Source organism: Jeotgalibacillus malaysiensis, assembly GCF_044789845.1.
Lineage (GTDB): Bacteria > Bacillota > Bacilli > Bacillales > Jeotgalibacillaceae > Jeotgalibacillus > Jeotgalibacillus malaysiensis_A.
On record NZ_CP085252.1, the window covers coordinates 1,383,332 to 1,406,692 of the forward strand.

At 41.3% G+C, this 23,361-nt stretch carries 24 protein-coding genes, 1 tRNA gene and 1 other RNA gene; 9 read left to right on the forward strand and 17 right to left on the reverse strand.

The window, feature by feature from the left end; translation table 11 throughout:
- Positions 1-9: 9 nt before the first annotated feature.
- The 12 genes from LG330_RS07615 to LG330_RS07670 form a co-directional block, all read right to left on the reverse strand.
- Positions 10-447, reverse strand: a complete 438-nt coding sequence (locus LG330_RS07615) for a hypothetical protein (protein WP_404408763.1) — start codon at positions 445-447, stop codon at positions 10-12.
- 97 nt (positions 448-544) lie between these two features.
- Entirely contained in the window at positions 545-703 is a 159-nt protein-coding gene (locus LG330_RS07620; protein WP_404408765.1) for a hypothetical protein, read from the reverse strand.
- Between the two features lie 64 nt (positions 704-767).
- Positions 768-1,112, reverse strand: coding sequence for a hypothetical protein (locus LG330_RS07625; RefSeq protein ID WP_404408767.1), 345 nt, complete (start codon positions 1,110-1,112; stop codon positions 768-770).
- Positions 1,113-1,174: 62 nt separating this feature from the next.
- Positions 1,175-1,375: a hypothetical protein gene (locus LG330_RS07630; protein ID WP_404408768.1), complete on the reverse strand. Its 201-nt coding sequence runs from the start codon at positions 1,373-1,375 to the stop codon at positions 1,175-1,177.
- Positions 1,376-1,438: 63 nt separating this feature from the next.
- Entirely contained in the window at positions 1,439-2,128 is a 690-nt protein-coding gene (locus LG330_RS07635) for a hypothetical protein (RefSeq protein WP_404408770.1), read from the reverse strand.
- A gap of 56 nt (positions 2,129-2,184) precedes the next feature.
- Complete coding sequence (locus LG330_RS07640; protein WP_404408772.1) at positions 2,185-4,278, reverse strand: hypothetical protein; 2,094 nt, start codon at positions 4,276-4,278, stop codon at positions 2,185-2,187.
- Positions 4,278-4,664, reverse strand: coding sequence for a hypothetical protein (locus tag LG330_RS07645; protein ID WP_404408774.1), 387 nt, complete (start codon positions 4,662-4,664; stop codon positions 4,278-4,280). Before LG330_RS07645 ends, LG330_RS07640 begins: the two co-directional genes overlap by 1 nt.
- A gap of 80 nt (positions 4,665-4,744) precedes the next feature.
- A complete protein-coding gene (locus LG330_RS07650; protein ID WP_404408776.1) occupies positions 4,745-4,963 on the reverse strand; it encodes a helix-turn-helix domain-containing protein in 219 nt (72 codons plus the stop codon).
- Positions 4,964-6,340: 1,377 nt separating this feature from the next.
- Positions 6,341-6,661 carry a hypothetical protein gene (locus tag LG330_RS07655; protein ID WP_404408778.1) on the reverse strand — a complete coding sequence of 107 codons (321 nt, stop codon included), beginning with the start codon at positions 6,659-6,661 and terminating at the stop codon, positions 6,341-6,343.
- The gene (locus LG330_RS07660) at positions 6,645-6,809 is read right to left on the reverse strand and encodes a hypothetical protein (protein WP_404408780.1); all 165 of its coding nucleotides are present in this window, start codon (positions 6,807-6,809) and stop codon (positions 6,645-6,647) included. Before LG330_RS07660 ends, LG330_RS07655 begins: the two co-directional genes overlap by 17 nt.
- A 47-nt stretch (positions 6,810-6,856) precedes the next feature.
- Positions 6,857-7,771 (reverse strand): tyrosine-type recombinase/integrase, encoded by a 915-nt coding sequence (locus tag LG330_RS07665; RefSeq protein ID WP_404408782.1) that lies wholly within the window; start codon positions 7,769-7,771, stop codon positions 6,857-6,859.
- 96 nt (positions 7,772-7,867) lie between these two features.
- Positions 7,868-7,939, reverse strand: a tRNA-Val gene (locus LG330_RS07670).
- Between the two features lie 199 nt (positions 7,940-8,138).
- Here LG330_RS07670 and LG330_RS07675 point away from each other — a divergent pair.
- The gene (locus LG330_RS07675; protein ID WP_404408784.1) at positions 8,139-9,257 is read left to right on the forward strand and encodes an NAD(P)/FAD-dependent oxidoreductase; all 1,119 of its coding nucleotides are present in this window, start codon (positions 8,139-8,141) and stop codon (positions 9,255-9,257) included.
- An 11-nt stretch (positions 9,258-9,268) separates the two neighbouring features.
- Here LG330_RS07675 and LG330_RS07680 read toward each other — a convergent pair whose 3' ends face one another.
- Complete coding sequence (locus tag LG330_RS07680; RefSeq protein ID WP_404408786.1) at positions 9,269-10,534, reverse strand: ATP-binding protein; 1,266 nt, start codon at positions 10,532-10,534, stop codon at positions 9,269-9,271.
- A 92-nt stretch (positions 10,535-10,626) separates the two neighbouring features.
- Between LG330_RS07680 and ssrS the strand changes: the two genes are divergently transcribed.
- Positions 10,627-10,818: non-coding RNA, 6S RNA (ssrS, locus tag LG330_RS07685), on the forward strand.
- Positions 10,819-10,855: 37 nt separating this feature from the next.
- On the opposite strand, the gene kynA is transcribed toward ssrS, so the two are convergent.
- Entirely contained in the window at positions 10,856-11,674 is an 819-nt protein-coding gene (gene kynA / locus LG330_RS07690; protein WP_404408788.1) for a tryptophan 2,3-dioxygenase, read from the reverse strand.
- Positions 11,675-11,870: 196 nt separating this feature from the next.
- Between kynA and LG330_RS07695 the strand changes: the two genes are divergently transcribed.
- The gene (locus LG330_RS07695; protein WP_404409534.1) at positions 11,871-13,670 is read left to right on the forward strand and encodes an EAL domain-containing protein; all 1,800 of its coding nucleotides are present in this window, start codon (positions 11,871-11,873) and stop codon (positions 13,668-13,670) included.
- 304 nt (positions 13,671-13,974) lie between these two features.
- Here LG330_RS07695 and aldA read toward each other — a convergent pair whose 3' ends face one another.
- Positions 13,975-15,420, reverse strand: a complete 1,446-nt coding sequence (gene aldA / locus LG330_RS07700; RefSeq protein ID WP_404408790.1) for an aldehyde dehydrogenase — start codon at positions 15,418-15,420, stop codon at positions 13,975-13,977.
- Between the two features lie 68 nt (positions 15,421-15,488).
- Positions 15,489-15,926 (reverse strand): SACOL1771 family peroxiredoxin, encoded by a 438-nt coding sequence (locus LG330_RS07705; protein ID WP_404408792.1) that lies wholly within the window; start codon positions 15,924-15,926, stop codon positions 15,489-15,491.
- Between the two features lie 114 nt (positions 15,927-16,040).
- Here LG330_RS07705 and LG330_RS07710 point away from each other — a divergent pair, with 114 nt between their 5' ends.
- The 5 genes from LG330_RS07710 to LG330_RS07730 all read left to right on the forward strand — a co-directional run bounded on the left by LG330_RS07710 (position 16,041) and on the right by LG330_RS07730 (position 21,526).
- The gene (locus tag LG330_RS07710; protein WP_404408794.1) at positions 16,041-16,721 is read left to right on the forward strand and encodes a response regulator transcription factor; all 681 of its coding nucleotides are present in this window, start codon (positions 16,041-16,043) and stop codon (positions 16,719-16,721) included.
- Entirely contained in the window at positions 16,718-18,070 is a 1,353-nt protein-coding gene (locus LG330_RS07715; RefSeq protein WP_404408796.1) for a sensor histidine kinase, read from the forward strand. The genes LG330_RS07710 and LG330_RS07715 overlap by 4 nt, the downstream gene beginning before the upstream one ends.
- A gap of 71 nt (positions 18,071-18,141) precedes the next feature.
- Positions 18,142-18,867: a PepSY domain-containing protein gene (locus LG330_RS07720; protein ID WP_404409535.1), complete on the forward strand. Its 726-nt coding sequence runs from the start codon at positions 18,142-18,144 to the stop codon at positions 18,865-18,867.
- A gap of 81 nt (positions 18,868-18,948) precedes the next feature.
- A complete protein-coding gene (locus LG330_RS07725; protein WP_404408798.1) occupies positions 18,949-19,998 on the forward strand; it encodes a M42 family metallopeptidase in 1,050 nt (349 codons plus the stop codon).
- Between the two features lie 64 nt (positions 19,999-20,062).
- Positions 20,063-21,526 (forward strand): UDP-N-acetylmuramoyl-L-alanyl-D-glutamate--2,6-diaminopimelate ligase, encoded by a 1,464-nt coding sequence (locus LG330_RS07730; protein WP_404408800.1) that lies wholly within the window; start codon positions 20,063-20,065, stop codon positions 21,524-21,526.
- Positions 21,527-21,759: 233 nt separating this feature from the next.
- Here the strand turns inward: LG330_RS07730 and LG330_RS07735 are convergent, their stop codons facing one another.
- On the reverse strand, positions 21,760-22,977 hold the full coding sequence (locus LG330_RS07735) for a NupC/NupG family nucleoside CNT transporter (protein ID WP_404408802.1): 1,218 nt from the start codon (positions 22,975-22,977) through the stop codon (positions 21,760-21,762).
- A 141-nt stretch (positions 22,978-23,118) separates the two neighbouring features.
- On the opposite strand from LG330_RS07735, the gene LG330_RS07740 reads away from it, so the two are divergent.
- On the forward strand, positions 23,119-23,358 hold the full coding sequence (locus LG330_RS07740) for a YueH family protein (RefSeq protein WP_404408804.1): 240 nt from the start codon (positions 23,119-23,121) through the stop codon (positions 23,356-23,358).
- Positions 23,359-23,361: the final 3 nt, after the last annotated feature.

Sequence of the window (23,361 nt, forward strand, 5' to 3'; positions counted from 1 at the left end):
TCCGTTTAATTAAAGTGGGTAGTTGTACTTTTTCAAGTAGTCTTCCTGAATCTGACGCTCTCGGTTTTTCTCCTTGAGTCGTTCCGCTTCAGCTTGAAGCTTTGGAGTTTGCTTCTGGTAGAACTTCTCTAGTTCCTCCATCTTGGTTTTCATACTCTTCATTCGTTCCTGAAGCGGTAAACTCTTTTGGAACTTCTCTTCAGCAACCTTTAAGGCTTCTTCTCCAAAGACCACTGAGACGCTCATTGAAATGTTTTCTTTGGCAATCTCAGAAAGCTTTTTGTTCTCATCTTGAGTGTTTTTCTTCTTAGTTTCATGAACCTTCTTCAAGAGAGAGCGTAACTCATCAATCTCAGCTTTTGAAAGTGAGCCTTGGTCTCTGTCAAGTGCCTTCCCAGTTAGTTCCTCAATGCGAGCTAGTACTTTTTGTAGTTGTTTTTCAGTCATGTTTTCTTCCTCCTTTTTTAGTTAGTGCGAGAAGCCCTCAGAGCGTTTCTGAGAGTCTCCTCCACCTTCTGAGCACAAAATCCTCTAGCAATCTATGTTAAGCTCTCTGGGAGCGAATTTGAACGTTCTGAGACAGTTCCTGAAGCTCTCTATCAATCTCTCTGCTTTTTAGTTCTAGCTCAATCATCTTCAACTTGAACTGGTACTCCTTCTTAATCCAATCAATCCTTTCTTCAAATGAAATTACTGGTTTCATCTCCAGCACCTCCATGAATCTTTTTTTAGTGCGACTCCTTTCACTCTTCCCCTCAAGTTGCCAATTAGCGTTTGTTACGTTTCTGTTTCTCTTGCCAAACACTCTCAGAGTGAGCTTTTCGTTTTCGCTCGTTAACTTCCATCTCAGCCATAGCCTTACGAGCGTGTTCTTCAGCTCGGCTCATGCGAGCGTCAATTCTGTCATTGTTAAGCCCTTCAGAAATCTCCATGCGTTTCTTCTCAGAAGCTTGTATGCTCTTGAGCTGTTTCTCTGAGAGGTACTTATAGCGTTCCTCTGGAGTCATTCTTGAGAGCTTTGCTTCTTCTTCAATTCGTTGCAAGTAATTCTCCATAATCTCATCTTTACGAGCTTGTTTAATGTCTTGTAGTTCCTTTTCAAATTTGTTCATTCTTCATCCACCTCTTAGTTTTTTTTGAAGTTCTTTTGAGTTTAGTGAAGCTTTGCTCCACCTTAATTTCTCCAATCAATCACAATGCGGTTGTTTTCCTCTTCAGTTTGGAACTTTGCAAGTTCAGCTGTGAGTCGCTTCTTGCGAGTGTTCAACCTTTCAAGCTCAGCTTCAAGTTCAGCCTTATCTTTGCCAACCTTTGAAATCATAGCTTTGACATAATCCATTTCCTTTTCAAGTTCCTTCTTGCTTTTACCAAACATAATCAATCACTCTCCGCTTGTTTTTTTCATCACAAAAAACCCTCTGAGTTACTCTCACAAGGCTTAGTACCAAATCTCAATTGAGTGCTTCCTAGCGTCATTCCACTTATCCCTTGAGTCAGGGGCTAGTTCAGGGAGTACAGTTAAGACTTGCTTAACAGCTGTTCTCCGCTTTTCTGGGAGTATCCCCTCTGGAAGGTGCTCAAGTGTTGCTTCTGTCATTTCAGCGTAGTTCTGAGGTTTCTTGACTGGTAGCTTGAAGAGCACCAAATCAGTTCCCTTGCTCATAAGGTTTCCATTCTTGTTGAAGTTCTCAACCTGAATCACTACAGCATGACAAAGGTTAATTATGAGCGGTTTCTTGAGCTTTTCTACCCCTGAAGGGTCTCTCCGCTTCCATTCCTCATCCAAGTACCTTTTGAGGAAGGTTCTTGCTTGTTCTTCCCCTTCATAAGGAACATACTGGTCATCAGTTCTAATGAACTTGGCTTCTTCAAAGAATCCTTCAGGAACTTGCTCCAGAGTTTCCAACAAAGGGAACCATTTCAAGAACAACTTTCCTCCACGCTTCTGAATTGGCTTCCAGCGGTCTTTACTTATCTTGGTGTTACTAACATCACGAGGGGGCAAGTGCCCTGAGCGGTGGACTCTTTGCAAGACCACCATGAAGTCTTGCTGAGTCTTATCAGCTACATCATCTCCCTTGCAGACCAGAAAGCTGGTCAATCTTAATGTGTTACCTAGTTCATTCACTTCAATCCATCCTGCTGTAGTACAGCTTTTTAGTTATCGTTTAATCATTGTGTCAATCATCCAAATTCAATCTCTTCTAGTTCCTCTCTGGTAAGTGGGTTAGGGTCAACTGGAATGGTTTCCTTCTGGAGCGGTTCTAGGAAGGTGAAACCTCTTTTGTTTGCTTGAATGTTTTGGCTCTTCAAGAAATCTTGGAAGCTTTCATCCTTTTTCACTCTGCTAAAATCCTTTTGGTAAACCCTGTCTTTCTTTTTATCCTCACTGACCATTCCAGTTTTGGCTCTAACCTCTTTGTTAGTTACTTCTTCAAGACCTTCAGAGTGCAACTGAATGAGTGCCATCTCTATCTTTTCTCGAACTGAGAGACGTTCTTCAAGAGCTGGTATCTTGTTGGTCAACCTTTTAATTTTAGCTCCCCCATCAAGGAAGTGTTGTTGAAGTAGCTTCTGGAAGGTTTCATTTCTGGCAAACACAACCGCTGTTTGAACCTTTTGAGAGCGGTACATTCTTAGTCTTGCAAGCTCTTGAATCATAACTACTAGGTTGCTTCTAACCTTATAATCATTCACAAGCCCTTCATGGAACCTCATATCACCTTTGAGGAAATCAGCTCCAAACCTTTGAACAGAGCCACCATAAACAGACCTTGCTTGCTCCAAGTACATCTGAGCTGAAAAATTCATGTTTGCAAACATTAGAATCACATCATAATCAGACCACTTGTTGAGTGCTCTTCCAGAGTCAGCGTTCTTGAAATCAACCGTATCAACAAAAGGTAATGTGAGAATGGTCTCTTCAGCGTAGCTCTCAAAGAGTGAGCGGTAATCTTTGAAGCCAGTTATCAAGACTTTTTTAGCTGGTCTTCCAGAGTTGTGAATTTCACTCAAGTACATCATTGAGGTGTTACTGAGCTGTTTCACAAGGTCATTGTCTGTTATCTTTCCATTTTCATCTTTGGTGTCGTAAGCTTCAAAGGAACTTCTGGTGAGAGTATATCCAACATGACTCATCAGCAAGAATTTGTCATAATCACCTTTTGCAATTGGTAGTGTTATGGACTTGACACCTTTACCAAACCACATAGGGTCTTCTTTGAAGGTAGCGTCTGAGCACAACATTTTAACGTTGTTTAATTGGCTCATATCAAATCTTTTGTTCCCAGTCAAACTCACTTCTCCATTTCTCACTGAAAAGCTACCACCATACTTGAGTACGCTTATAAGGGTCTCGAAAGCTTCAAGGGTGGACTCCCCAAGCTCTTCAACAAGGTTATTCCACTTCAGTCTTAAACCCTTCAGGTTCTTGAATCCTTCTTTGTTATCCTCTTCAAGTTCTTCTGGAAAACGGTTGTACTCAAGAACTGGGTGAAGTGGGGAGAGTCTTCCAAGGTTTCCTTTTTCCTTTTTGCAAGTAAGGTGAGGGAAATCTGGTAGCTCCTTCTCTTCTCCGCTCTCAAGCTCTTCAAACACATCACCAATGCTCTCAAGAGTTTCTTCCACTAGCTCAATGAACTTGAGTAGCATCTTCACATCATGCTTACTTACTTGAGGGTCTCTCTTAAGTCGCTTAGCAACTTTCCTCATATCGGTGAGAGAATCTTCAGTAACAGTCAAAGACTCAAGCAAATCAGGTCTTTCATCAAACCAAATTAGTGAGCGACCATTTATAAGGTCTTCCGCTGTTCCAGCTTGGCTCTTGTAGGTGAACTTAGCTGTTGTTACCACAAGGAGTCTTGCTACTTTGGCTCTATCAAGAGCGTCTTTGTAGGCTACATCAGAAGAGTAATTGTCTTTGCCAAGGAGTGGAAAAGCTTCAACCCCCAAGGTTTCCATGTACTCAGTAAATTCCTTTATGGTTTCAATCTTTTCAGCCACCACTAGAGCGGAAAAATCAGAGAAATTTTTAATCATATAAGCTAACATTTCCTTTTGAGCTACACTCTTGAATGACCCAGCTGGTAAGTCTAAAACTACCTTTGAACAATCATTTGTTAAAATCACCAGAGCCATTTCATACATGACTTTCTTTTGAACTGCTGTTGTTGGTCTTTTGGTGAGCTGTTCTACTTTTTGCTGAATCTGGCTTTGCATTTTACTAGCGTGTTCTTTGCGTTGTTCCTCATCAAGGTTCTTGTACTGCTCATTCCACATTAGACTAAAACCCCCTTAATCACTTGGGGTATATCCTCAATTATCACATCCCCAAGGTTCTCTTTATCTCTGTAGTAATCATCAGCTCTCAAGACAATCTCATCTCCATACTGTGGTTTGAAGTTCTGGAGGTAAGTTGAAACAGTAACAGCTTGAATGAGTTGCTCATCAGAAGGGTTAAATTTCATAAGCTTCTCTGGGTAGCTGTCAAACATCTTCACCACCCTTTTAATTCCCTTTGAGTCCAACTTCTGAAGTTCATTTTGACGGAATCCACCATGAACCAGACTGACAATTATGAAAGACTTGGTTTTCATCTCAGAGGTTTTAGTATCCACTACTGGAGCAATCAACCTACTTACTTTCACATAAGGTTCTTTTTTCATTCTGTGGTCATCTCCTTTTTTAATTTTTGTTGACAACGTTATAGAGATATTCCTATAAGACTGTCAACATTTTAATTCCCTTACTGGTACACCCTAATTAGTTCAGCCATTTCATGGGGTTCCAAATCAAGTGCATTAACAATTACCTCTAAAGTCTTCAATGAAATGGTCTCTCTTCTCATCAAACGAGAGATATAAGCGGTGTCCAATCCTGTCATCTCACTTAGTTGCTTTTGGCTCAAACCTCTTTCTTGCAAAACCCTTTTAAGCTCAAACTTTACTACCTTTTTAGTTTCCATTGAGTTGCCACCTCCTTAATTGTTTGTTTTAATCTGTGAATCAATCTAAAGAGTAAAAGAGAGAGCCAGTTCAGAAGAACCAGCTTTAAGTCTTTTGGAAGACTCACAGAATGATTAAATTATCAAGAGAGAATTAGAATGAAAGTAAGTAAACCAGTAATTCAGCAAAGGAGTTGCACCTCATGGGGTGCTGATTAGTAAAGCTCCTTTTTTTTACCTCTTCATTAGTTCTTTTCAAGAGGTGTGACATTTACTCTTCATCTATATATACCAGAGAGGTGTCTACCTTTTTTCCACCTCACTTTATACCTTTAAGAAGGTGTCTAGTGTTAACCTCTTCATACATAATGTGAAGGAGGTGTCTAGTCACTTAATTTCCCTTACACCTATAATGTGAAGGAGGTGTGACATTTACTTTAAGTCCATCTACTATATATACCAGCAAGGTGTTTACAATCTAAAAGTGTTCAGTCTACTTATAATCTATAACTAGGGTGAACACTTTAAAGTGACAATCTTTCTTTGCTGGCTCAAAGGGAATTAAAAAAAATGAAGAGAAGGTGTCTTTTAGTAACAATCCATTTTTAAAAGAAGTTTTGTTCAAATCGGACATTCCTCTTTAGAGCATATCTTTAAAGGGAAATGTCGCTTTTAATTTTTGTTACCAACGTTATAGAGATATCCCTATAAGACTGGTAACACTTTTGTGAAACAGCAAATCACCTAGAGCCAGAATCAGAGTGAACTTGCTTAGTTTCCGCTCAAGAGCGGGGTCTGTGAGAAAAATTTTTTAAAAAAATGTGAGGTGGCAAATTAAGAAGGGGGCTACCCAGTTCAACTCAGGGGGGGGAGGGTGTGAGAGGTAGCCTTGGAGTGAACCTTGTTTACGACTCTTGGAACTTACGCTAGTAAGTGACCTTGGAGGGTTGCCAAATCGGGTTTGTGGAATTTATCTCTAGTAGAAATGGCTCTATGTGTGTGTGGAGATACCCCCTATGCTCATAATTTTTGGACACAAAAAAAGTTAAGACCAAAATCAAAACACGAGCTGGAGACTCAAGGGTAAAACTCTCAAGGCTGTATCTGATAATCCTTGCCCTGAAGCGGTTCACTTGGACTCATTACCAGCTGTGTAGAGTCCATTAGAGTGGTGTTCTATAGGTCTGTTACTCAAGAGGTAGTCTTGGAGGGTATCGAGGGGAGTGTGAGGCTACCTGAGACGCTCTGAGAGTCCATCTCTGGAGTCTTCCTTTTGAGCTGAATGTCATTGGACTCCTAGCTCCAAGGTGGGCTGAGAAAGGCTTCTGAGTTGTTTTGAAAAGGTGTGCTTATCAGGTAAAACAAAAAGAGCCAACCTCGAAAGGTCAGCTCCTGAGTTTAATGTAGTTGTTTGTTTGAACCAGCACCATCTTGAGCTAGTCTTTGAAGGTACTCTGACAGCTCCCCTTCAAGGGCTTCTAGTAGGTCATCTACTTCATCCATATCAGCAAAGACTTCGTTCAAGATAGCTGAGAGAATCTCTTCATGAGCTTTTTCAAGTAGCTCATCTCTCCAAGCTGGAGTCTCTTTGATTGATACTACATCATTCCCTTTCATTACTGTTGTTTCAATCCCACTCTGAGAAGCCCTTAACATTACCTTCACATCAAGCACATCAGTAACTAACACATTTCCGAATTGTTCAATCTTCATCATCATTTTCACTTCTCCCTTCAAAGTTCAATTCATAAGTAATCACTGGAGGAAAGGTCTCTCCATCAAGTATCTTCTGGAGCTTCCCAAAGAGCTTGGGGTGTCTTTTTGGTGAAATGGAGAGAACCGCTTCCAAGGTCTCTATCTTAATCACAATCCTCTTTCCACTCTTCCACATTATGATAGGGGAATGGAAGTACATCACAAAAGTCCTCTGAGAGGGTTGGCTTCATCAAGGCTCTCTTTTAATTCATGAGCAAAGTAACCTACATACTGTCTGGTCACATCAATCTTTGAGTGTCTCGCAAGGAGCTGAGCCTGTCTCAGGTTCAATCCATTCTTGAGAACGCTCTTAATGAAGTAATTTCTCAAGGTGTGAGGTGAAAAGTAGCCCTCAATTCCAATGCTTGCCCTCAGTCTCTTAAAGACGTTCTGAACAGAATCCTTGGTGAGTCCTTTGCCTTCTTTAGTGACAAACACTGAGTCAGGTAATCTCTGAAGTTTACTCTTCAGGTAATCTTGGTAATCAAGCAATTCTCTTTTCAAGTCCTCTGAGAGTGGTACTGATTGAGTTTTTCTACTCTTGGAGGTTCTTATCATGATTAAGTATGAATCAAAATCAATGTCGTTCCATCTGAGGGAGCACAACTCTGAGAGTCTCATTCCAGTTCCAGCTAATGTGAGAATGATAACGTAATTCCTTCTAGCTGTGAAAAGGTGCTCTCTTCTGAATTGCCTTCTCAGGTGTCTGAGAACATCTTGAAGGTCTTTATCTTGAAGAATCTTTGGAGAGTCATCTTCCTTCTTCATTTTAACTCCCTTGGTGAACAACTCATCAGTAATGCACTCATCAGTAAGCCATCTTGCAAATGCTCTCATGAGCTTGAGCTTCGTGTTCACTGTCTTGGGTTTGTTCTGACGCTCTTCAGTGCACCACATCAGGAACTTCTTTGTTACTCTTGGGTTTAGCTGGTCAACTCTTTCAATGCCCTCGTGAGCCAGCCACTCATTCCAAGTCTTAAAGAAGTTCACATAAGAGGTAAGACTGTTCTCGGTAAGACCTTCAAACCTCTTTTCAGCCAAAAATTCTTTTTCCATCATTTCAATTGAAGCCACAAAAAAAACCTCCTCAATGTTCACTGTTTTGGTGTAAACCGTACAGCGTTCATTAAGAAGGCTTTTTGTGTCCACAAGGTGGACTCTGTGCATGAATGACTCGTACTGGACTTGAACCAGTGACCCCTTGCCTGTCAAGCAAGTGCTCTCCCACTGAGCTAACGAGTCTCGATAGTTGTAACTTTGTGAGCTGAGACTGAACCGAAAGCGACCCCTTCCCTGTCAAGGAAGTGCTCTCCCACTGAGCTAACAGGTCATAGTATGTAGTGAATCTCATATGAACTCAGACAAATATTATATTACCTTTTAGACAATTCATTGTCAATCAGTTATTGTTTAAAAATAGACGTTTAAAAGAGGTGTCATTATGAAAAAGATGATTGTGATAGGGGGCGGCATAGCAGGTGCTTCAGCTGCCTATTATTTATCAAAACAACCGTGCGAAGTGATATTAATCGACCGGGAAGATCCAGGGCAGGCAACAGGCGCTGCAGCCGGAATTATCTGTCCATGGCTCTCACAAAGAAGAAATAAACTGTGGTATTTTCTGGTGAGGGAAGGTGCTGCGTATTATCCGGAATTGATCGATATGCTGAATCGTGATGGGGAAGCTGATACCGGTTATAAAAAAACAGGAGGCATCGCACTGCATCTTGAAGAATTAAAGAGAGATAAAATGATAGAACGGGCATTGATAAAAAGAGAAGAGGCGCCTGAAATGGGTGAGATCAGTGCATTAGATGCTGATGAGGTAAAGCGGCATTTCCCATATCTGACTGAAGATTACTTTGGTGTACTCGTCTCTGGAGCAGCCCGGGTCGATGGAAGAAAGCTCAGGCAGTCCCTGATTAATGGAATGAAAAAAAATGGGGGAAGGCTGATCACCGGCCATGCAGAAATTCTAAACGATGAAAAACAGTCACCGGTCGTAACTGTAAATGGAGAGAGACTGTCTGCTGACCGTATTATTTTAGCTGCAGGCGCATGGGCACAGGAAATCTTAAATAACATGGATATTAAGATTGACGTTTCCTATCAAAAAGCGCAAATTACGCATTTGGGGGTAGCTGGGGACACCAGTGAGCTACCTGTAGTGATGCCACCGGGAGATCAATATCTGCTTGCGTTTGATGATAACCGGATTGTTGCAGGTACAACGCATGAAAACGACAGACCAATGGATGATAAAGTCACAGCCGGCGGGGTCTTTGACATTCTGAATAAAACATTGGCTATTGCAGGTGGTCTGAATGAAGCAGCATATTTGGAAACAAGAGTGGGATACAGACCGTTCACGCCCGGGTTCTTACCAGTTGCCGGGCCATTTCCGGAAATTTCAAAGCTCCTGTTTATTAATGGGCTCGGTTCTTCAGGGCTAACATCAGGTCCTTTCATTGGCAAAGAAGTAGCAAAAATGGCTTTAGGTCAGGATTCAAAAATTAATTCAAAAGACTATCCGGTAGAGAATATTATAAAAGAGCGCTGAGGAGCGCTCTTTTATTTTTCTTTATGAACAGGCAGGATAATCTCAAATGTAGTCCCGTGATTTTTAGTACTGGATACCTTTACAGAACCGCCGCTCGCTTTGATAATACTGTAGGAGACCATAAGTCCAAGACCTGTGCCTTTTTCTTTCGTAGAAAAGTATGGCTCGCCCAGCCTGTTGATCTCTTCTTCAGACATTCCGTAACCCTGATCAGATACATGTATTATATATACTTCAGTTTGCTGGGATATACTGATGGTTAAAACCCCGCCGTCAGGCATTGCTTCAATTCCGTTTTTAAATATATTGATCAGGCTTTGCTGAAACTGTTTCTTTTCTGCAAGCAGCAGTGCATTATCAGGAAGCTGATCCTGTAAGTGAATATCTACTTGATTCATATTAGCGAGCGGCTGAATCACGTTAACAGAATGATTCAGTTCTTCTTTAATCTTAATGACATCCTGATGATCAGAAGTAGGCTTAGCAAATGTGAGGTAGTCATTAATGATGTCCGTTGCATGATCTATTTCTTTTAATGCAGTGTTTAAATAATAATGCTGTTTACTGTCTTCATCATGATCCTGGAGCGCCATCTGAATAAACCCTCTGCTTACTGTGAGTGGGTTTCTTACTTCATGTGAAATACTTGCTGCAAGGTGACTGACGACAGACAGCTTTTCAGCTCTGATTAAATCATTTAAAATCAGGAAATTTGTTCTGATGATTTCCCACAGAATCAGTGCAACAATCAGTCCGACAATATTAATAATGGTAAACGTCACCCATACATCAAGGGGCATTAATACATCAAAAATTAAATATGATAATGTCAGGTTACACATAACAAGAAATGAAACGAGTAAAGTACCAATCATAATTTTACCCGGAACCTTTGAGCGTTGAAACTGATTCATGAAAATAAGGTATAAAATCCAGATCAGACCTAGCGTAATGGTAGATACGAGTACGCCGTCACCACCGAGTATAGCACGGCTGATCAAGGCGACTGTTGTGAGGAAGATCCCCATGCGGTAACCGCCATATAATGTGCCGAGTACAATCGGTACAGCACGCAGGTCCCATAGAAATCCTTCATTCATAGTAAATGGGAAGGAGAGGCATAAAAGAATTGAAATTGCAGGAAAAATCGCTGCAAACTTTCCTTCTTTCTTTTGAAGGCGATTACGGTAAGAATAAAAATAAACAATTTGTATAAATAATAAAGGCAGTATCATTAATAAAAAATTCACCAGCAGGTCTTTTGTTAATACGTCCATATATCAAACTCCATACAATTAGTCAGTATGTATCATAACACAATATGAAGCATTTAGATTGAAAAATATCAGCAGTTGCGATATGATTTTTTTCCAGGCTGCGTTGTTCGTATGTTCTAAGTAAGTTTTAACCTTTGATCTGTTAACGGGAGTTTTAAATAAAAGTCGGATTGCCATGCCTCATCAGCGTATGAGGACGCGCATGAAAGCTTTTGCGAACACCCACTTTGAGGAGTGGTGGTTTAAAAACTTTCTTAATTAAACTACGGCAAAGGCGGCTGTAAAACCGGGGATTTCCCCGGTTTTTTTTATGCCTTCTTCCTACAGCTCCGTTCTTAAATCCCAGAGCTCCGGAAAAAAATAAGTATCCAGCACGCTTTTTAAATAGTTAACACCTGAAGAGCCGCCTGTTCCCTTCTTAAAACCGATGATCCGTTCTACCGTCTTCATATGACGAAATCGCCACTGCTGATGCCAGTCTTCAAGATCGACCAGTTTCTCAGCAAGCTGATAAAGTGTCCAGTAAGTCTGAGAGTCTTTGTATACTTCACTCCACGCTGTTTTTACTTCATCCCTTTTAACATACGCTTTGGAAAAATCCCGGTGCAGGAGATCTTTTGGAATGTGAAACCCTGCTTCTGACAGTTTATCTATTGCAATATCATAAAGCCCTTTCTCCTCATACGCTTTCTCAAGAACTTTATAAACTTCCTTATCCTGCTCATAGATTTTGAGAATATGCGGGATTTTGTATCCAAGTGAAAATTCAATCAGCCTGTATTGGTATGACTGAAAGCCTGATGCTTTACCGAGTGAATCACGAAACTCAATGTATTCAGAAGGTGTCATTGTAGCTAAAACATCCCAGGCTTTAATAATCTGCTCCTGAATTTTTGATACGCGGGCCAGCTGTTTGAAAGCTGGTTCAAACTGATTATTGCGAAGTGATTCACAGGCAGCCTGAATTTCATGTATGATCAGCTTCATCCACAATTCACTTACCTGATGGATCACAATAAACAGCATCTCATCATGATGACCTGAAAGCCGGTTCTGTGCAGCAAGCAGCTGATCGAGAGACAGATAATCAGCATAAGTCATGTCATCTTTAAAATCTGTGTATATATGTTGGTCACTCATTCTGTACACTTCCTTTGTTATTAATCATATGTCGTTTATCATTTTAACAAAACGATCCAGTGATGAGGGGAAATTAAAAATAATGTAAAACTTATATAAGGTTTGTGGTAAAATTTATTCATTGCAACTCATTATATAGGTCTTTATCATTACAGTTCATTATTTTTGGAAAAAGAAGGTGAAAACATTGTCTACGATGAATCATTCTCTTTTTAGAAATCAGCAGCAGCGGCTTTTTCAGTTAGCTAAAGCGAAAAGAATTTCTGCGCTTGAACTCCAGTCCACAGTAGAACAGCTTTGTGAAGCAATGTCTGAAATGATTCAATGCGAAAGGGTCAGTGTGTGGGTCTTTGATCAGGAGCGGCCTGCTTTGATCGCAGTGAATGTGTATCATGGCAGCCACACGAAAGGTGATGTTTTACATAAAGAATGGTTTCCACATTACTTCAGCCTGCTGCAGGGGACAAGAGTACTTTCCATTACAGATGTGTCAACGGATGAGCGTGTAAAGGAGCTATACCCTGATTATTTTGAACACGCAGGGAATATCCGTTCTATGATTGATGCGCCAATTGTAATGGCTAATGGTGTGATAGGGGTAATCTGCTGTGAGACTTCAATTCAGAAAGAATGGGGAAAGCTTGACGAATCCCTGGCCGGAAGCTTTGCAGACCTGATTGCATTTCTTTTTGACAGCATTCAGCAGCAGGAGCTCGAAAAGAAACTTGAGCATCTCGCTTATTATGACCAGCTTACATCATTGCCTAACTTAAATATGTTCTATAAAGAAGCAGACAGCAGAATGAAGAACACGCAGTATAGCGTCTGTTATATTGAAATTGATCAATTGTATCAGATGATTGATGCACTCGGTTATGATTCGGGAGATCTGATCATAAAAAAAATTGCCGAACGTTTCAGCCGAATGTTAAAAGACGGTGAATTTTTGGCAAAAGCTGACCAGGGACACTTTATATTTTTAACTGACTGCTCAAACTTAGAGGAAAGAATTCATCAGATCCAATTTTTACTGACTACACCTTTTAAAGTGAATGACTACGATGTGGCTGCATCCTTCAGCTTTGGCCTCAGCCAGTCAGGGAGCTCTGCAAAAGAGCTGCTCCAGACAGCCCAGATTGCTCTTAACAAAGGAAAAGAATCCTCATCAAGGAACAGTCTGACTTATTTTACAGAAGACATGAAAGATTCAAGCAGAGACCACTTTGAAATAGAAATGAATCTGAGAAAAGGATTGGAGCTGAATCAGTTTACCTTATACTATCAGCCCCAGATTAAAGCTTCTTCAGGGAAAATTTCCGGCTTTGAAGCGCTCATCAGATGGAATCACCCTGAAATTGGACTGGTCTCACCTGATATGTTTATTCCGCTAGCTGAGTCAACAGGATTTATTGTGCCGCTTGGAGAGTGGATTATTGAAGAAGCGATTAAAAAGGTAAGCGGGTTTAAGCAGGCAGGGGCAGGGGACATTGTGATTTCAATTAATATCTCACCAAGGCAGTTTATCCATGAGAACCTGCCTGATGTGATTTTCCGGACGCTCGCACTTTACAACGTCTCCCCGAAGCAGCTCTGCCTTGAGATTACAGAGTCGGTTGCGATGGAGGAAAATAAGCTCGTCATTGAAAGGTTGAAACTTTTCAGTAAAGCGGGCATCAGGCTTTCAATTGATGATTTCGGTACAGGGTTTTCTGCTTTTGTCTATTTACAGGACTACCCTGTTCATGAAATCAAAATTGACCGGGAGTTTGTCAGGGTGCTGACTGACAATAAAAAGAGTGAGGCGCTTGTTAAGACGATTATTGACCTGGCTGGTAACCTTGAGCTGTCTGTGATTGCTGAAGGAGTAGAATCACCGGCACAGCTGAATTTGCTGAGTCAACTCGGATGTGATCATTTCCAGGGCTACCTGATCAGCAGACCATTGCCTTCAGATGAGCTGGAGATATGGATGGACCGCTTTGAATATTATTTATAAATAAAAGCAGCCTGTGATTCAGTTCACAGGCTGCTTTAATATTAATTGCTTATTTTAATGTAATAGATTAAATACTAGTTAGAAAAAGTAGAATAGCTGTAATAACTCCGGTTCCGGCAAATCCTGTAAGTATATCCGACTTTGTATATGAAACGTTTTCTTCTCTCATGGTGATCTCCTCCTATGATAAACGCGCTGTTTTTAGTGATATTAGTCTATTCCCGGAAGTCAATTGATTAAACAGCAGGTGTTCAAAAGAAGAAAAAAGACCCATACTTTTTTAAAGTATGGGTCTTTTTGATCGCTATTCTGTTTTATACTGCATATAAGCTACATGTGTAACAAGGAAGTCATCTAAACCGTGCTTACCATCAGCACCGCCAAGACCTGATTTTCTGACGCCGGCATGATATCCCTGAAGCGCTTCGAAGTTTTCACGGTTAACAAACGTTTCTCCAAACTTCAAGCCGTTAATCACTCTCATCGCTTCATGATAATTCTCCGTGTAAACAGATGATGATAGTCCAAATTCAGTATCGTTACTCATTTCAATCGCTTCATCAAGCGTATTATACGTTACGATCGGAAGTACCGGACCGAATATTTCTTCTTTAATAATTGACATGCTGTGCTTTGCATTTCCGATCACAGTCGGAGCATAGAAGAACCCTTTGTCGCGATCAAGCGGCTTACCGCCTGTCAGAATTTCCGCACCTTCTTCAACTGCCTTTTGAACCATCTCATGCACAGTATCAAGGCGATCTTTGCTGACCAGTGGTCCAAGATCCAGGTTAGATTCCTCATTCGGGTTACCTGCCTGTGATTTTTCCATCGCTTCAGTCAATTTCTTTGTAAAATCTTCAGCTACTGATTCCTGAACGTATACGCGCTCAGCATTCGTGCAGGCCTGACCTGAATTTGTCAACCGGGACGTAACAATGTGTTTAACAGCGAGGTCAAGGTCTGCGTTCTCAGTTACAATGGCAGGAGCTTTACCACCCAGCTCAAGGTTAACCTTCGTAATATTCTGTGCAGCAGCCTCCATGACCTTTGTTCCTGCTCCTACACTACCTGTCATTGTGATGATGCCGACTTTAGGATGAGAAGCCATTACGTTGCCGATTGTAGAGCCTGTTCCTGTGACATAGTTGTAGACGCCTTTTGGAATCTCATCCATTCCGTCAACAATTTTAGTAAACTCAGCTGCTGTATTCGGTGTCTGCTGACTCGGCTTAAGTACGATTGTACACCCTGCAATTAGTGATGTTGCAACTTTTCTTGCCAGAATAAATACCGGGAAGTTCCATGGTACAATTCCTGCTACAACGCCAATCGGCTTTTTATAAATCAGTATGTTTTCATTCGGACGGTCACTCGGTACAATTTCTCCTTCAATTCTACGGGCCCATTCAGACATGTAATAAAAGTAGTCAATTGCCGTATCAACCTCATCACTTGCCTGATCTTTCGGTTTACCCTGTTCTTCAATCAGCAGTTCGATAAAAGTCTCACGCTTTTCCTTCATCTTATCGCCAAGCTTTCTGACGATCTCACCACGTTCATTTGAAGGAACCTTTTCCCACTGTTTCTGTGCTTCAAAAGCAGCATCTATGGCTTTGTTTACATCTTCTTCAGTACCTTTAGGGGTCTTTGAAATCACTTCTTCAGTAGCAGGATTGATAATGTCAATCCACTCATCGCCAGTTGAATCTGTGTATTGCCCATTAATATAAAGTTTATGCTGGTTCATAAAAATCCTCCTAAATGTGGAATAGTGTCTGTTTTCCACATTTAGAAGGATAGAAACATTTTGATGCTCTAAATAGCTTCGAAATTTTTCTCAAGTCTGATCTCAACGTTACCTTTCAGTGCGCGTGAGATCATACAGTTTTGTTCTGACTGCTCCATATAACGTTCAATTTTTTTCTGAAGTTCCGCCTCAGCCTTTACGTAAGGGCGGTGGATAATGGATTTGTAGGTGATCACACCCTTATCGTCCACTTCAACAATCCCTTCAGATTCAAGTGACATTTTTTCTATCTCAATGTTTGCACGTTCAAGCTTAGCAGCAAGTGTAATGATATAGCAGGTTGAAGCTGCACCGAGTAACATTTCATCCGGATTTGTTCCAATCCCCGGTCCGTTCATTTCAGGGGGAATTGAGATATCAGTCTTCAGGTTGCCTGCTTCAATTGAACCGACCGTATTACGGCCACCCGGCCATGTTGCTGTTAAATGAAAAGAATGTTCAGCCATCCAATCTTCCTTTCCTCATGAAAATTTCATCATTATTGTAACACTGAAGCTTAAAAAGGTAGATGAATTAAACCTGTGCTACAATATTTTTAAAAAGATGCAGGAGAGATCATCATGAAAAAAAGAGTGCTGATCGTTGAAGATGAAGAAAAAATTGCCCGCGTGCTTGAACTGGAACTGGGCTTTGAAGGATACGATACGGAAAAAGTATATTCTGGCTACGATGCGCTTGAAAAATACAGAGAAGGAAACTGGGATCTGATTTTACTCGATGTCATGTTACCTGAAATGACGGGGATTGAACTCTTAAGAAGAATCCGTTCTGCCGATTCGGAAACACCAGTGATCATGCTGACCGCAAAAGATTCGGTTGAGGATAAAGTTTCCGGTCTCGATCTCGGGGCCAATGATTACATTACAAAGCCATTCCAGATTGAAGAGCTGCTTGCAAGAGTCAGGGCAGTACTCAGAACGAAACAGACAGATGATGCATCTGTGCTTAAAGCAGGAAATCTCATATTGAATGAACAAACGAGGGAAGTAACAAGGGGCACATATGAAATCGATCTGACACCACGTGAATTTGATCTGCTCGTTTATTTGCTAAAGAACATGAGGCAGGTACTGAACAGGGAGCAGATTCTTAATGCGGTATGGGGCTATGATTATTATGGTGATACAAATGTAGTTGATGTCTATATCAGATATATACGTAAAAAAATTGATCTCGAAGGTCATGCTTCTCTAATTCACACTGTAAGAGGTGTTGGTTATGTACTGAAGGTGAATGAATGAAGCTTCAGAACAAAATTCATCTTTTTACGTCAGGTGTATTCGCCATTTTACTACTACTGATCAGTATTGCAATCTACTTGATATTCAGTAATCTTACTTACAGCAGTGAACTGAATGCTGCAGAACTGAATGCTGCAAGTACAGCTTCCGGCATGATCTCAAGTGCGGGGGTCATTCAGGAAGGCGATCTGCTCCGCTCCTTTGGTCCTCTTAACGGAGCAACCTCTATCATCAGGGAAGACGGCAGTTCACTTGGTACCGTAACCTCAGTTGGGCAGAGTGCATTAAACAACTCAGAAAACAATTTTTACAATAATCAGCATGCGGAAATAGTAGATCTTGAGAGTGGGAAATACACATTCGTCTCAATTCCAATGATCTGGACAGATGGGGCGGTTGTCAATCTGCAGACATATGAAAGCATTGAACCTGCTGTATCCAATCTGCAGATCCTTAGAAACACACTTGCAGTTGTTGTCGTGTTAGCGCTGATACCGGTTTTTATATCAGGCCGTCTTTTAGGCAATGTCATGATGGGACCGATCAGATCTATGACAGGAACGATGAAGGACATTCAAAAGAGTGGAGAGTTCAAAAGAATTCCACTTGAGGAAAAGTCTAAAGACGAACTGTACCAGATGGGTGACAGCTTCAATCATATGATGAATCTGCTGGAAACAAACTATGAAAAGCAGGAACAGTTTGTAGCAAATGCTTCCCATGAACTGAAAACACCACTTACTGTCATTGAAAGCTATGCGAATTTAATTAAGCGGAGAGGAATTGATAACCCGGAAGTAGTCGCGGAATCAGTTGAAGCGATCCATTCTGAAGCGATCAGGATGAAAGACTTAACACAGCAGCTGCTTTTACTCGCTAAGCATGGTGAGCAGTGGAATCTGTCACTTGAGCAGTTTAATTTATTCCCGCTTATTGAAGAGTCAGCTCAGGCGTTCAGGAATGCCTATAATAGAGATATTCTAGTTCATGGAGAAGAGCTGGTTACAGCCAACGCAGATAAACAGAAGCTGAAACAGCTCGTCTATATATTAATTGACAACGCGATTAAATACAGTGAACAGGAAATCAGTGTCATATTAATAAAAAATGGATCAGAAGGAAAAATAACAGTCGAAGATGAAGGGATCGGGATTCCTGAGAGCGATCTGCCAAAAGTGTTTGACAGGTTTTACAGAGTGGATAAGGCAAGGACGCGGAAATCAGGCGGATCAGGTCTCGGATTGTCGCTTGCAAAGGAATTATCAGATGCACTCGGTATGAGGCTTACCTTAGAGAGCACAGAAGGAAAAGGAACTACGGCTTCTATCCATTTTCAGGTTCAATCTTAATCTGATTCTCATCGAATTCTAATCTGTAGACGATAAGATAAAAGAAAAACGCTGGGGTGAAGATAGTGAAAATGCAAAGAATCATCTGGATGGGTGGCGGTGCACTGCTGGCAGTTGTTTTATTTGTCATTGTTCAGCAATTTATGACGGCAGGCACTTCAGCTGCACCGATGACAGAAGGAGAAGCCATACAGCTAATTAATGAGCAGTATCCAGACAGTACACCGGAGCTGATTGATGAGAACGATCACACCTTTTTGTTTAATCTGACAAATGATTACGGGATGTATGAGCTCGAAATTGACCGTGAGAATAAGAGTGTTGCATACCTTAATAATATCTCACTTAATGAATCTGATGAAGGTGATGACAATGGTACAACTGAAGCTGACCAGTCCCCATCTGAGGAATTAACGGAAGAAGAAGTCATTGCAATCGCGCAGGAAAGCAGCACCGGTGAAGTTGTGTCTGCTACTCCGCTTGAAAATAGTATATACGAAGTAATCCTTGAAGAAGATGAACGCATACTGACGGTTAGTGTAGATACAAAATCCGGAGAAGCTCAAATTACAGGGGAAGAAGCCAAAATTGCAGAAGACCCTGGCAGAATTTTATCTGAACAGGAAGCGATTAATATCGCACTTGGTGCTGTGGCAGGTCAAGTGGATGATGTAGATCTTGAGCAGGAGAATGGCGTCCCTTACTTCCTCATTGAAATTGAAACGGATGAAGATGATGCAACAGTACAAATTAACGCCATATCAGGAGAAATCATGTCTACTGTATGGGATGACTAGACAAAGCGGGCAGGTCCGCTTTGTCTTTTTATGACTGTATAGTACACTGATACTTAGATGAATTTTACAGGAGGAATCTGTATGCAGCCCAATACAAAAGAAACGATGAATCTGTTAAAAGAATTAGTATTAATCCCAAGCCCGTCAGGCCATACATCTGAGATCATTACATATATTAAAAACTGGTTTACAGAAAGAAACATTTCATCAAGATTGACGAATAAAGGCGGTCTGATTGTGACATTTCAGGGGGAGAACCCACAGCAACATAGAGTACTCACGGCGCACGTGGATACACTCGGTGCGATGGTTAAAGAAATCAAGCCGGATGGCAGGCTGAGTATGACGATGATCGGAGGATTCCACTGGAACGCAGTAGAAGGAGAGTACTGTACAGTGGAAACGTCAGATGGAAACAGGTATAGAGGAACCATCCTGCTCCATCAGTCTTCAGTCCATACATATAAAGAGGCAGGCTCTGCTGACCGCAGTGAAAAAAATATGGAGGTCAGACTTGATGAAGTCGTCCATTCCCGTGAAGATACTGAGGCACTCGGAATTTCTGTAGGGGATTTTATTTCATTTGATGCACGTCCTGAAATTACACCGAGCGGGTTTTTCAAGTCCCGTCATATCGATGATAAAGCAAGTGTGGCCATGCTGATGAAAGCTGCTGAACAAATGGCATCTGAGGGTGTTACGCTGCCGTATACCACCCATCTGATCATTGCGAATAATGAAGAAATCGGCTTTGGCGGTAATTCAAATATCCCATTTGAAACGGTCGAATATATCGCGGTCGATATGGGTGCACTCGGTGATGGTCAAAGTTCAGATGAATTCACCGTCTCTATTTGTGCAAAAGATAGTTCCGGACCATACCACTACGGTCTGAGAAATCATCTGGTTAAGCTTGCAAAAGAGAATAACATTAAATATAAAATTGATATTTATAATTATTATGGATCTGATGCCTCAGCCGCAGTCAGAGCAGGTGCTGATATCAAGCACGGTCTGATTGGTGCAGGAGTGGATGCTTCACACGCAAATGAACGCACACACGAAAATTCTCTCTTTCATACAGAGTCTCTGATTCTTAAATATCTTCAGTCTCCATTAAGTGAGGATTGAAGAAATATAAAAAAAGAGTAAAATATCAAGAGAACAAATCATCTAACGAGTGAGGAATTTTGAGATGAAAACCAATGAATGTATAAAAAAATTATCAATTGTAAAACAAATAGGTACACTTCCAGATGAGATTACAGCACTTGAGATTGATTCAAGAGCTGTATCAGAGGGAGCGGCATTTATCTGTCAAAAAGGCTATACAGTAGATGGTCACGATTATGCAGGACAGGCTGTTAAGCAGGGAGCAGCACTAATCATTACTGAAAAAGAGCTTGATCTGCCGATTGAGCAGGCTGCACAGCTGATCGTGAAAAACTCATCACGTGCACTTGCCGTACTTGCAGATACTTTTTACGGGTCTCCTTCAGAGCGGATGAACGTCTTTGGTGTGACCGGAACGAACGGTAAAACATCAGTATCCAACCTGATTCACGAGCTGATCAGGAAGCTGGATGGGCGTTCTGCACTTTCAGGTACGATTGGATTCGACCTCGATGGTGATCTTCGTCAGAGTGCAAATACAACGAGTGATCTTTTAACAACTCAGCGCATGCTCCGTACGGCAGAAGAAGAAGGTATCAATAATATGATATTTGAAGTATCTTCACACGGCTTGGTTGAAGGAAGGCTGTGGGGCATTGATTTTGATGTAGCAGTATTCACAAATCTCAGTCATGATCATCTGGACTATCACCATACTATGGAGCATTACGGATATGCTAAAGGACTCCTTTTTGCACAGCTCGGTCAGGACCTTACAAAGAAAAAAGCTGCAGTGTTAAATCTAGATGATGAATGGTTCGATCGGTATGAACAAATGACGCCGCATGAAGTAATCAGCTACAGTATGGAAAAACCTGCAGACTTTTACGCTAAAAACATTCAGTATATGGCTGATCGTACTTATTATAAGCTCATTTCACCAGAAGGGGAGTTCGATCTTGAAACGCAGCTCCTTGGCACATTCAATGTATCAAACACGCTTGCAGCGATTGCAGCACTCTATGCAAGAGGATACAAAGTGGCTGATCTGGTGGAAGCATTGAAAGACATTGCGCCTGTATCAGGAAGAATGCAGCTTGTTCCAACAAGTGCGCCATTATCTATTTATATTGATTATGCACACACACCTGACGCAATTGAAAAAGCAATCAGATCAGTCATGCCGTTTAAGAAAAACAGAATTCTTTTCCTGATCGGTACAGGCGGTAACCGTGATAAATCCAAGCGCCCTGCGATGGCTAAAATGGCCTCACTTGCAGACTACGTTGTGTTAACAACAGATGACCCGCGCTATGAGAGCTATGAAAGTATCACCTCAGACCTTGAAAAAGGCATGTTGCACGAAGACTACGCATGCATTGGTGACAGGGCCGCAGCCGTCAGACACCTCATGCAGCAGGCAGAACCTGACGACATCATCATCTTTGCCGGCAAAGGGCACGAAGATTACCAGATCATCGAAAATACAAAATACCCTCACAGCGACAGCGAAATCGCTTTAGAAGTTATTGCTGAGAGGTTTTAACCTGTTTTATATTTTGAGATTATGAGTTGATTGAGCAATATTAAGCAAATGATTGGAGTGGGGGACGAAGACTCCTGCGGCATAGAAGCGACAGGTGAGACACTGTAAGGCGAAGCCTGCAAGTGGCTCAGCGCGCGGCCGCGGAAAGCGAAGTCCCGCACGGAAATCATTTGCGGTTATAAAATACTAAAAGGGTTGTCCATTTGTCAGGACAACCCTTTTTAATCATCTTATTAGAAGAACATACCTGCAATCGAAGCGGAAAGCATTGATGCAAGCGCACCAGCTGCAACTGCACGGATACCCATACGCGCAATATCAGGACGTCTGTTAGGCGCCAGATTACCAAGACCACCAAGCAGGATCGCAAGAGAAGAAATATTTGCAAATCCACAAAGCGCAAATGTAATAATAGCAACCGATTTATCAGAGAATGAATCCATTTCAGGTGCAAAGTTTGCATAAGCAACAAACTCATTTAATACAAGCTTCTGCCCGATAAAATTACCGGCACGGATTGCTTCATCCCATGGAATACCGATTGCAAAAGCAAGAGGTGCGAAAACATAACCAAGAATCAGTTCGATTGAAAGCTGTTCAAAACCGAACCAGCCGCCAATTCCGCTAAGAATACCATTTAATAACGCAATTAAGGCAATAAAAGCAATCAGCATTGCACCTACGTTCAGTACGAGCTGAAGTCCTGTACTTGCCCCTTTTGCAGCAGCATCTACCACGTTGGATGCTTCTTCATCCGCCTCCATCTGGAAGTCATCAGGATCTGGACGATTATCTGTTTCCGGAACGAACATTTTTGCCATAACTAAACCTGCAGGAGCAGCCATGAAACTTGCTGCGAGTAAATATTCAAGTGGTACGCCAAGCTGTGAGTAACCAATCAAGACAGAACCTGCCACTGATGCAAGTCCACCAGTCATAACAGCGAATAACTCAGAATTTGTCATATTAGAAATATAAGGTTTTACGACTAGAGGCGCTTCAGTCTGACCTACAAAAATATTAGCTGAGGCTGACATTGATTCTGCTTTCCGTGTACCAAGTAACCAAGAAAGACCGCCACCTAGAATCTTTATTACAAACTGCATTATTTTTAAGTAATAAAGAACTGAAATCAAAGATGAGAAGAAAATAATAATTGTTAAAACATTTATTGCAAAAACAAAGCCACCTTCTTGCTGCTGGTAACCAAAGCCACCGAGAACAAAATCTATACCGGCATTAGCATATTCAATAATATTGTTAACGCCAAAAGTCAGAGCTTCGAGAAAGCTTCTTCCAATTCCCGTTTGCAAAACAAGAAAGGCAAATGTTAATTGTAATCCGAGACCTACAAGTACGGGGCGCCACTTAATCCGTGATCTATTATTAGAGAAGATAAAGGCAATACCCAGGACTGTTAAAATCCCTGCAAACCCCCATAAAATGTTCATGTTGCCAGCTCCTAACAATTGATAAAATAGTGTGTTGCCTAATTGCATTTCTCATTCTACAATGCAATTGCAAGCGTTTCAATAATCGTCACAGAAACGTCAAACAAATGTATGATGTCTGACATCTGAGGAGGTGAAAACTTGAAAATCAGAAAAAGCTATGGTTCAAAAGGGGATAGATCCGTATATATTCATGAAAATAAAAAAGAAGAATCCATACTGGTTGCAATCCCTTCATTGGAATGGTCCTGCTTTTTTACATATGAAGAAGCAGGGGAGGAATTACAGGAGAGAATGATAAAATCGTTGACTAGCAGAACAGATGACACTGAGGCATCTGAACTTTCGGCCCGTATTCGCGGGTGGACAGGGGAAATGTAGTCA

What these genes read in the sequence shown, in the direction of transcription:
- LG330_RS07615 (WP_404408763.1), bottom strand. Translation starts at nt 447, where the DNA reads ATGACTGAAAAACAACTACAAAAAGTACTAGCTCGCATTGAGGAACTA.
- LG330_RS07620 (WP_404408765.1), bottom strand. Translation starts at nt 703, where the DNA reads ATGAAACCAGTAATTTCATTTGAAGAAAGGATTGATTGGATTAAGAAG.
- LG330_RS07625 (WP_404408767.1), bottom strand. Translation starts at nt 1,112, where the DNA reads ATGAACAAATTTGAAAAGGAACTACAAGACATTAAACAAGCTCGTAAA.
- LG330_RS07630 (WP_404408768.1), bottom strand. Translation starts at nt 1,375, where the DNA reads ATGTTTGGTAAAAGCAAGAAGGAACTTGAAAAGGAAATGGATTATGTC.
- LG330_RS07640 (WP_404408772.1), bottom strand. Translation starts at nt 4,278, where the DNA reads ATGTGGAATGAGCAGTACAAGAACCTTGATGAGGAACAACGCAAAGAA.
- LG330_RS07645 (WP_404408774.1), bottom strand. Translation starts at nt 4,664, where the DNA reads ATGAAAAAAGAACCTTATGTGAAAGTAAGTAGGTTGATTGCTCCAGTA.
- LG330_RS07650 (WP_404408776.1), bottom strand. Translation starts at nt 4,963, where the DNA reads ATGGAAACTAAAAAGGTAGTAAAGTTTGAGCTTAAAAGGGTTTTGCAA.
- LG330_RS07655 (WP_404408778.1), bottom strand. Translation starts at nt 6,661, where the DNA reads ATGATGATGAAGATTGAACAATTCGGAAATGTGTTAGTTACTGATGTG.
- LG330_RS07675 (WP_404408784.1), top strand. Translation starts at nt 8,139, where the DNA reads ATGAAAAAGATGATTGTGATAGGGGGCGGCATAGCAGGTGCTTCAGCT.
- LG330_RS07680 (WP_404408786.1), bottom strand. Translation starts at nt 10,534, where the DNA reads ATGGACGTATTAACAAAAGACCTGCTGGTGAATTTTTTATTAATGATA.
- kynA (WP_404408788.1), bottom strand. Translation starts at nt 11,674, where the DNA reads ATGAGTGACCAACATATATACACAGATTTTAAAGATGACATGACTTAT.
- LG330_RS07695 (WP_404409534.1), top strand. Translation starts at nt 11,871, where the DNA reads ATGAATCATTCTCTTTTTAGAAATCAGCAGCAGCGGCTTTTTCAGTTA.
- aldA (WP_404408790.1), bottom strand. Translation starts at nt 15,420, where the DNA reads ATGAACCAGCATAAACTTTATATTAATGGGCAATACACAGATTCAACT.
- LG330_RS07705 (WP_404408792.1), bottom strand. Translation starts at nt 15,926, where the DNA reads ATGGCTGAACATTCTTTTCATTTAACAGCAACATGGCCGGGTGGCCGT.
- LG330_RS07710 (WP_404408794.1), top strand. Translation starts at nt 16,041, where the DNA reads ATGAAAAAAAGAGTGCTGATCGTTGAAGATGAAGAAAAAATTGCCCGC.
- LG330_RS07715 (WP_404408796.1), top strand. Translation starts at nt 16,718, where the DNA reads ATGAAGCTTCAGAACAAAATTCATCTTTTTACGTCAGGTGTATTCGCC.
- LG330_RS07720 (WP_404409535.1), top strand. Translation starts at nt 18,142, where the DNA reads ATGCAAAGAATCATCTGGATGGGTGGCGGTGCACTGCTGGCAGTTGTT.
- LG330_RS07725 (WP_404408798.1), top strand. Translation starts at nt 18,949, where the DNA reads ATGCAGCCCAATACAAAAGAAACGATGAATCTGTTAAAAGAATTAGTA.
- LG330_RS07730 (WP_404408800.1), top strand. Translation starts at nt 20,063, where the DNA reads ATGAAAACCAATGAATGTATAAAAAAATTATCAATTGTAAAACAAATA.
- LG330_RS07735 (WP_404408802.1), bottom strand. Translation starts at nt 22,977, where the DNA reads ATGAACATTTTATGGGGGTTTGCAGGGATTTTAACAGTCCTGGGTATT.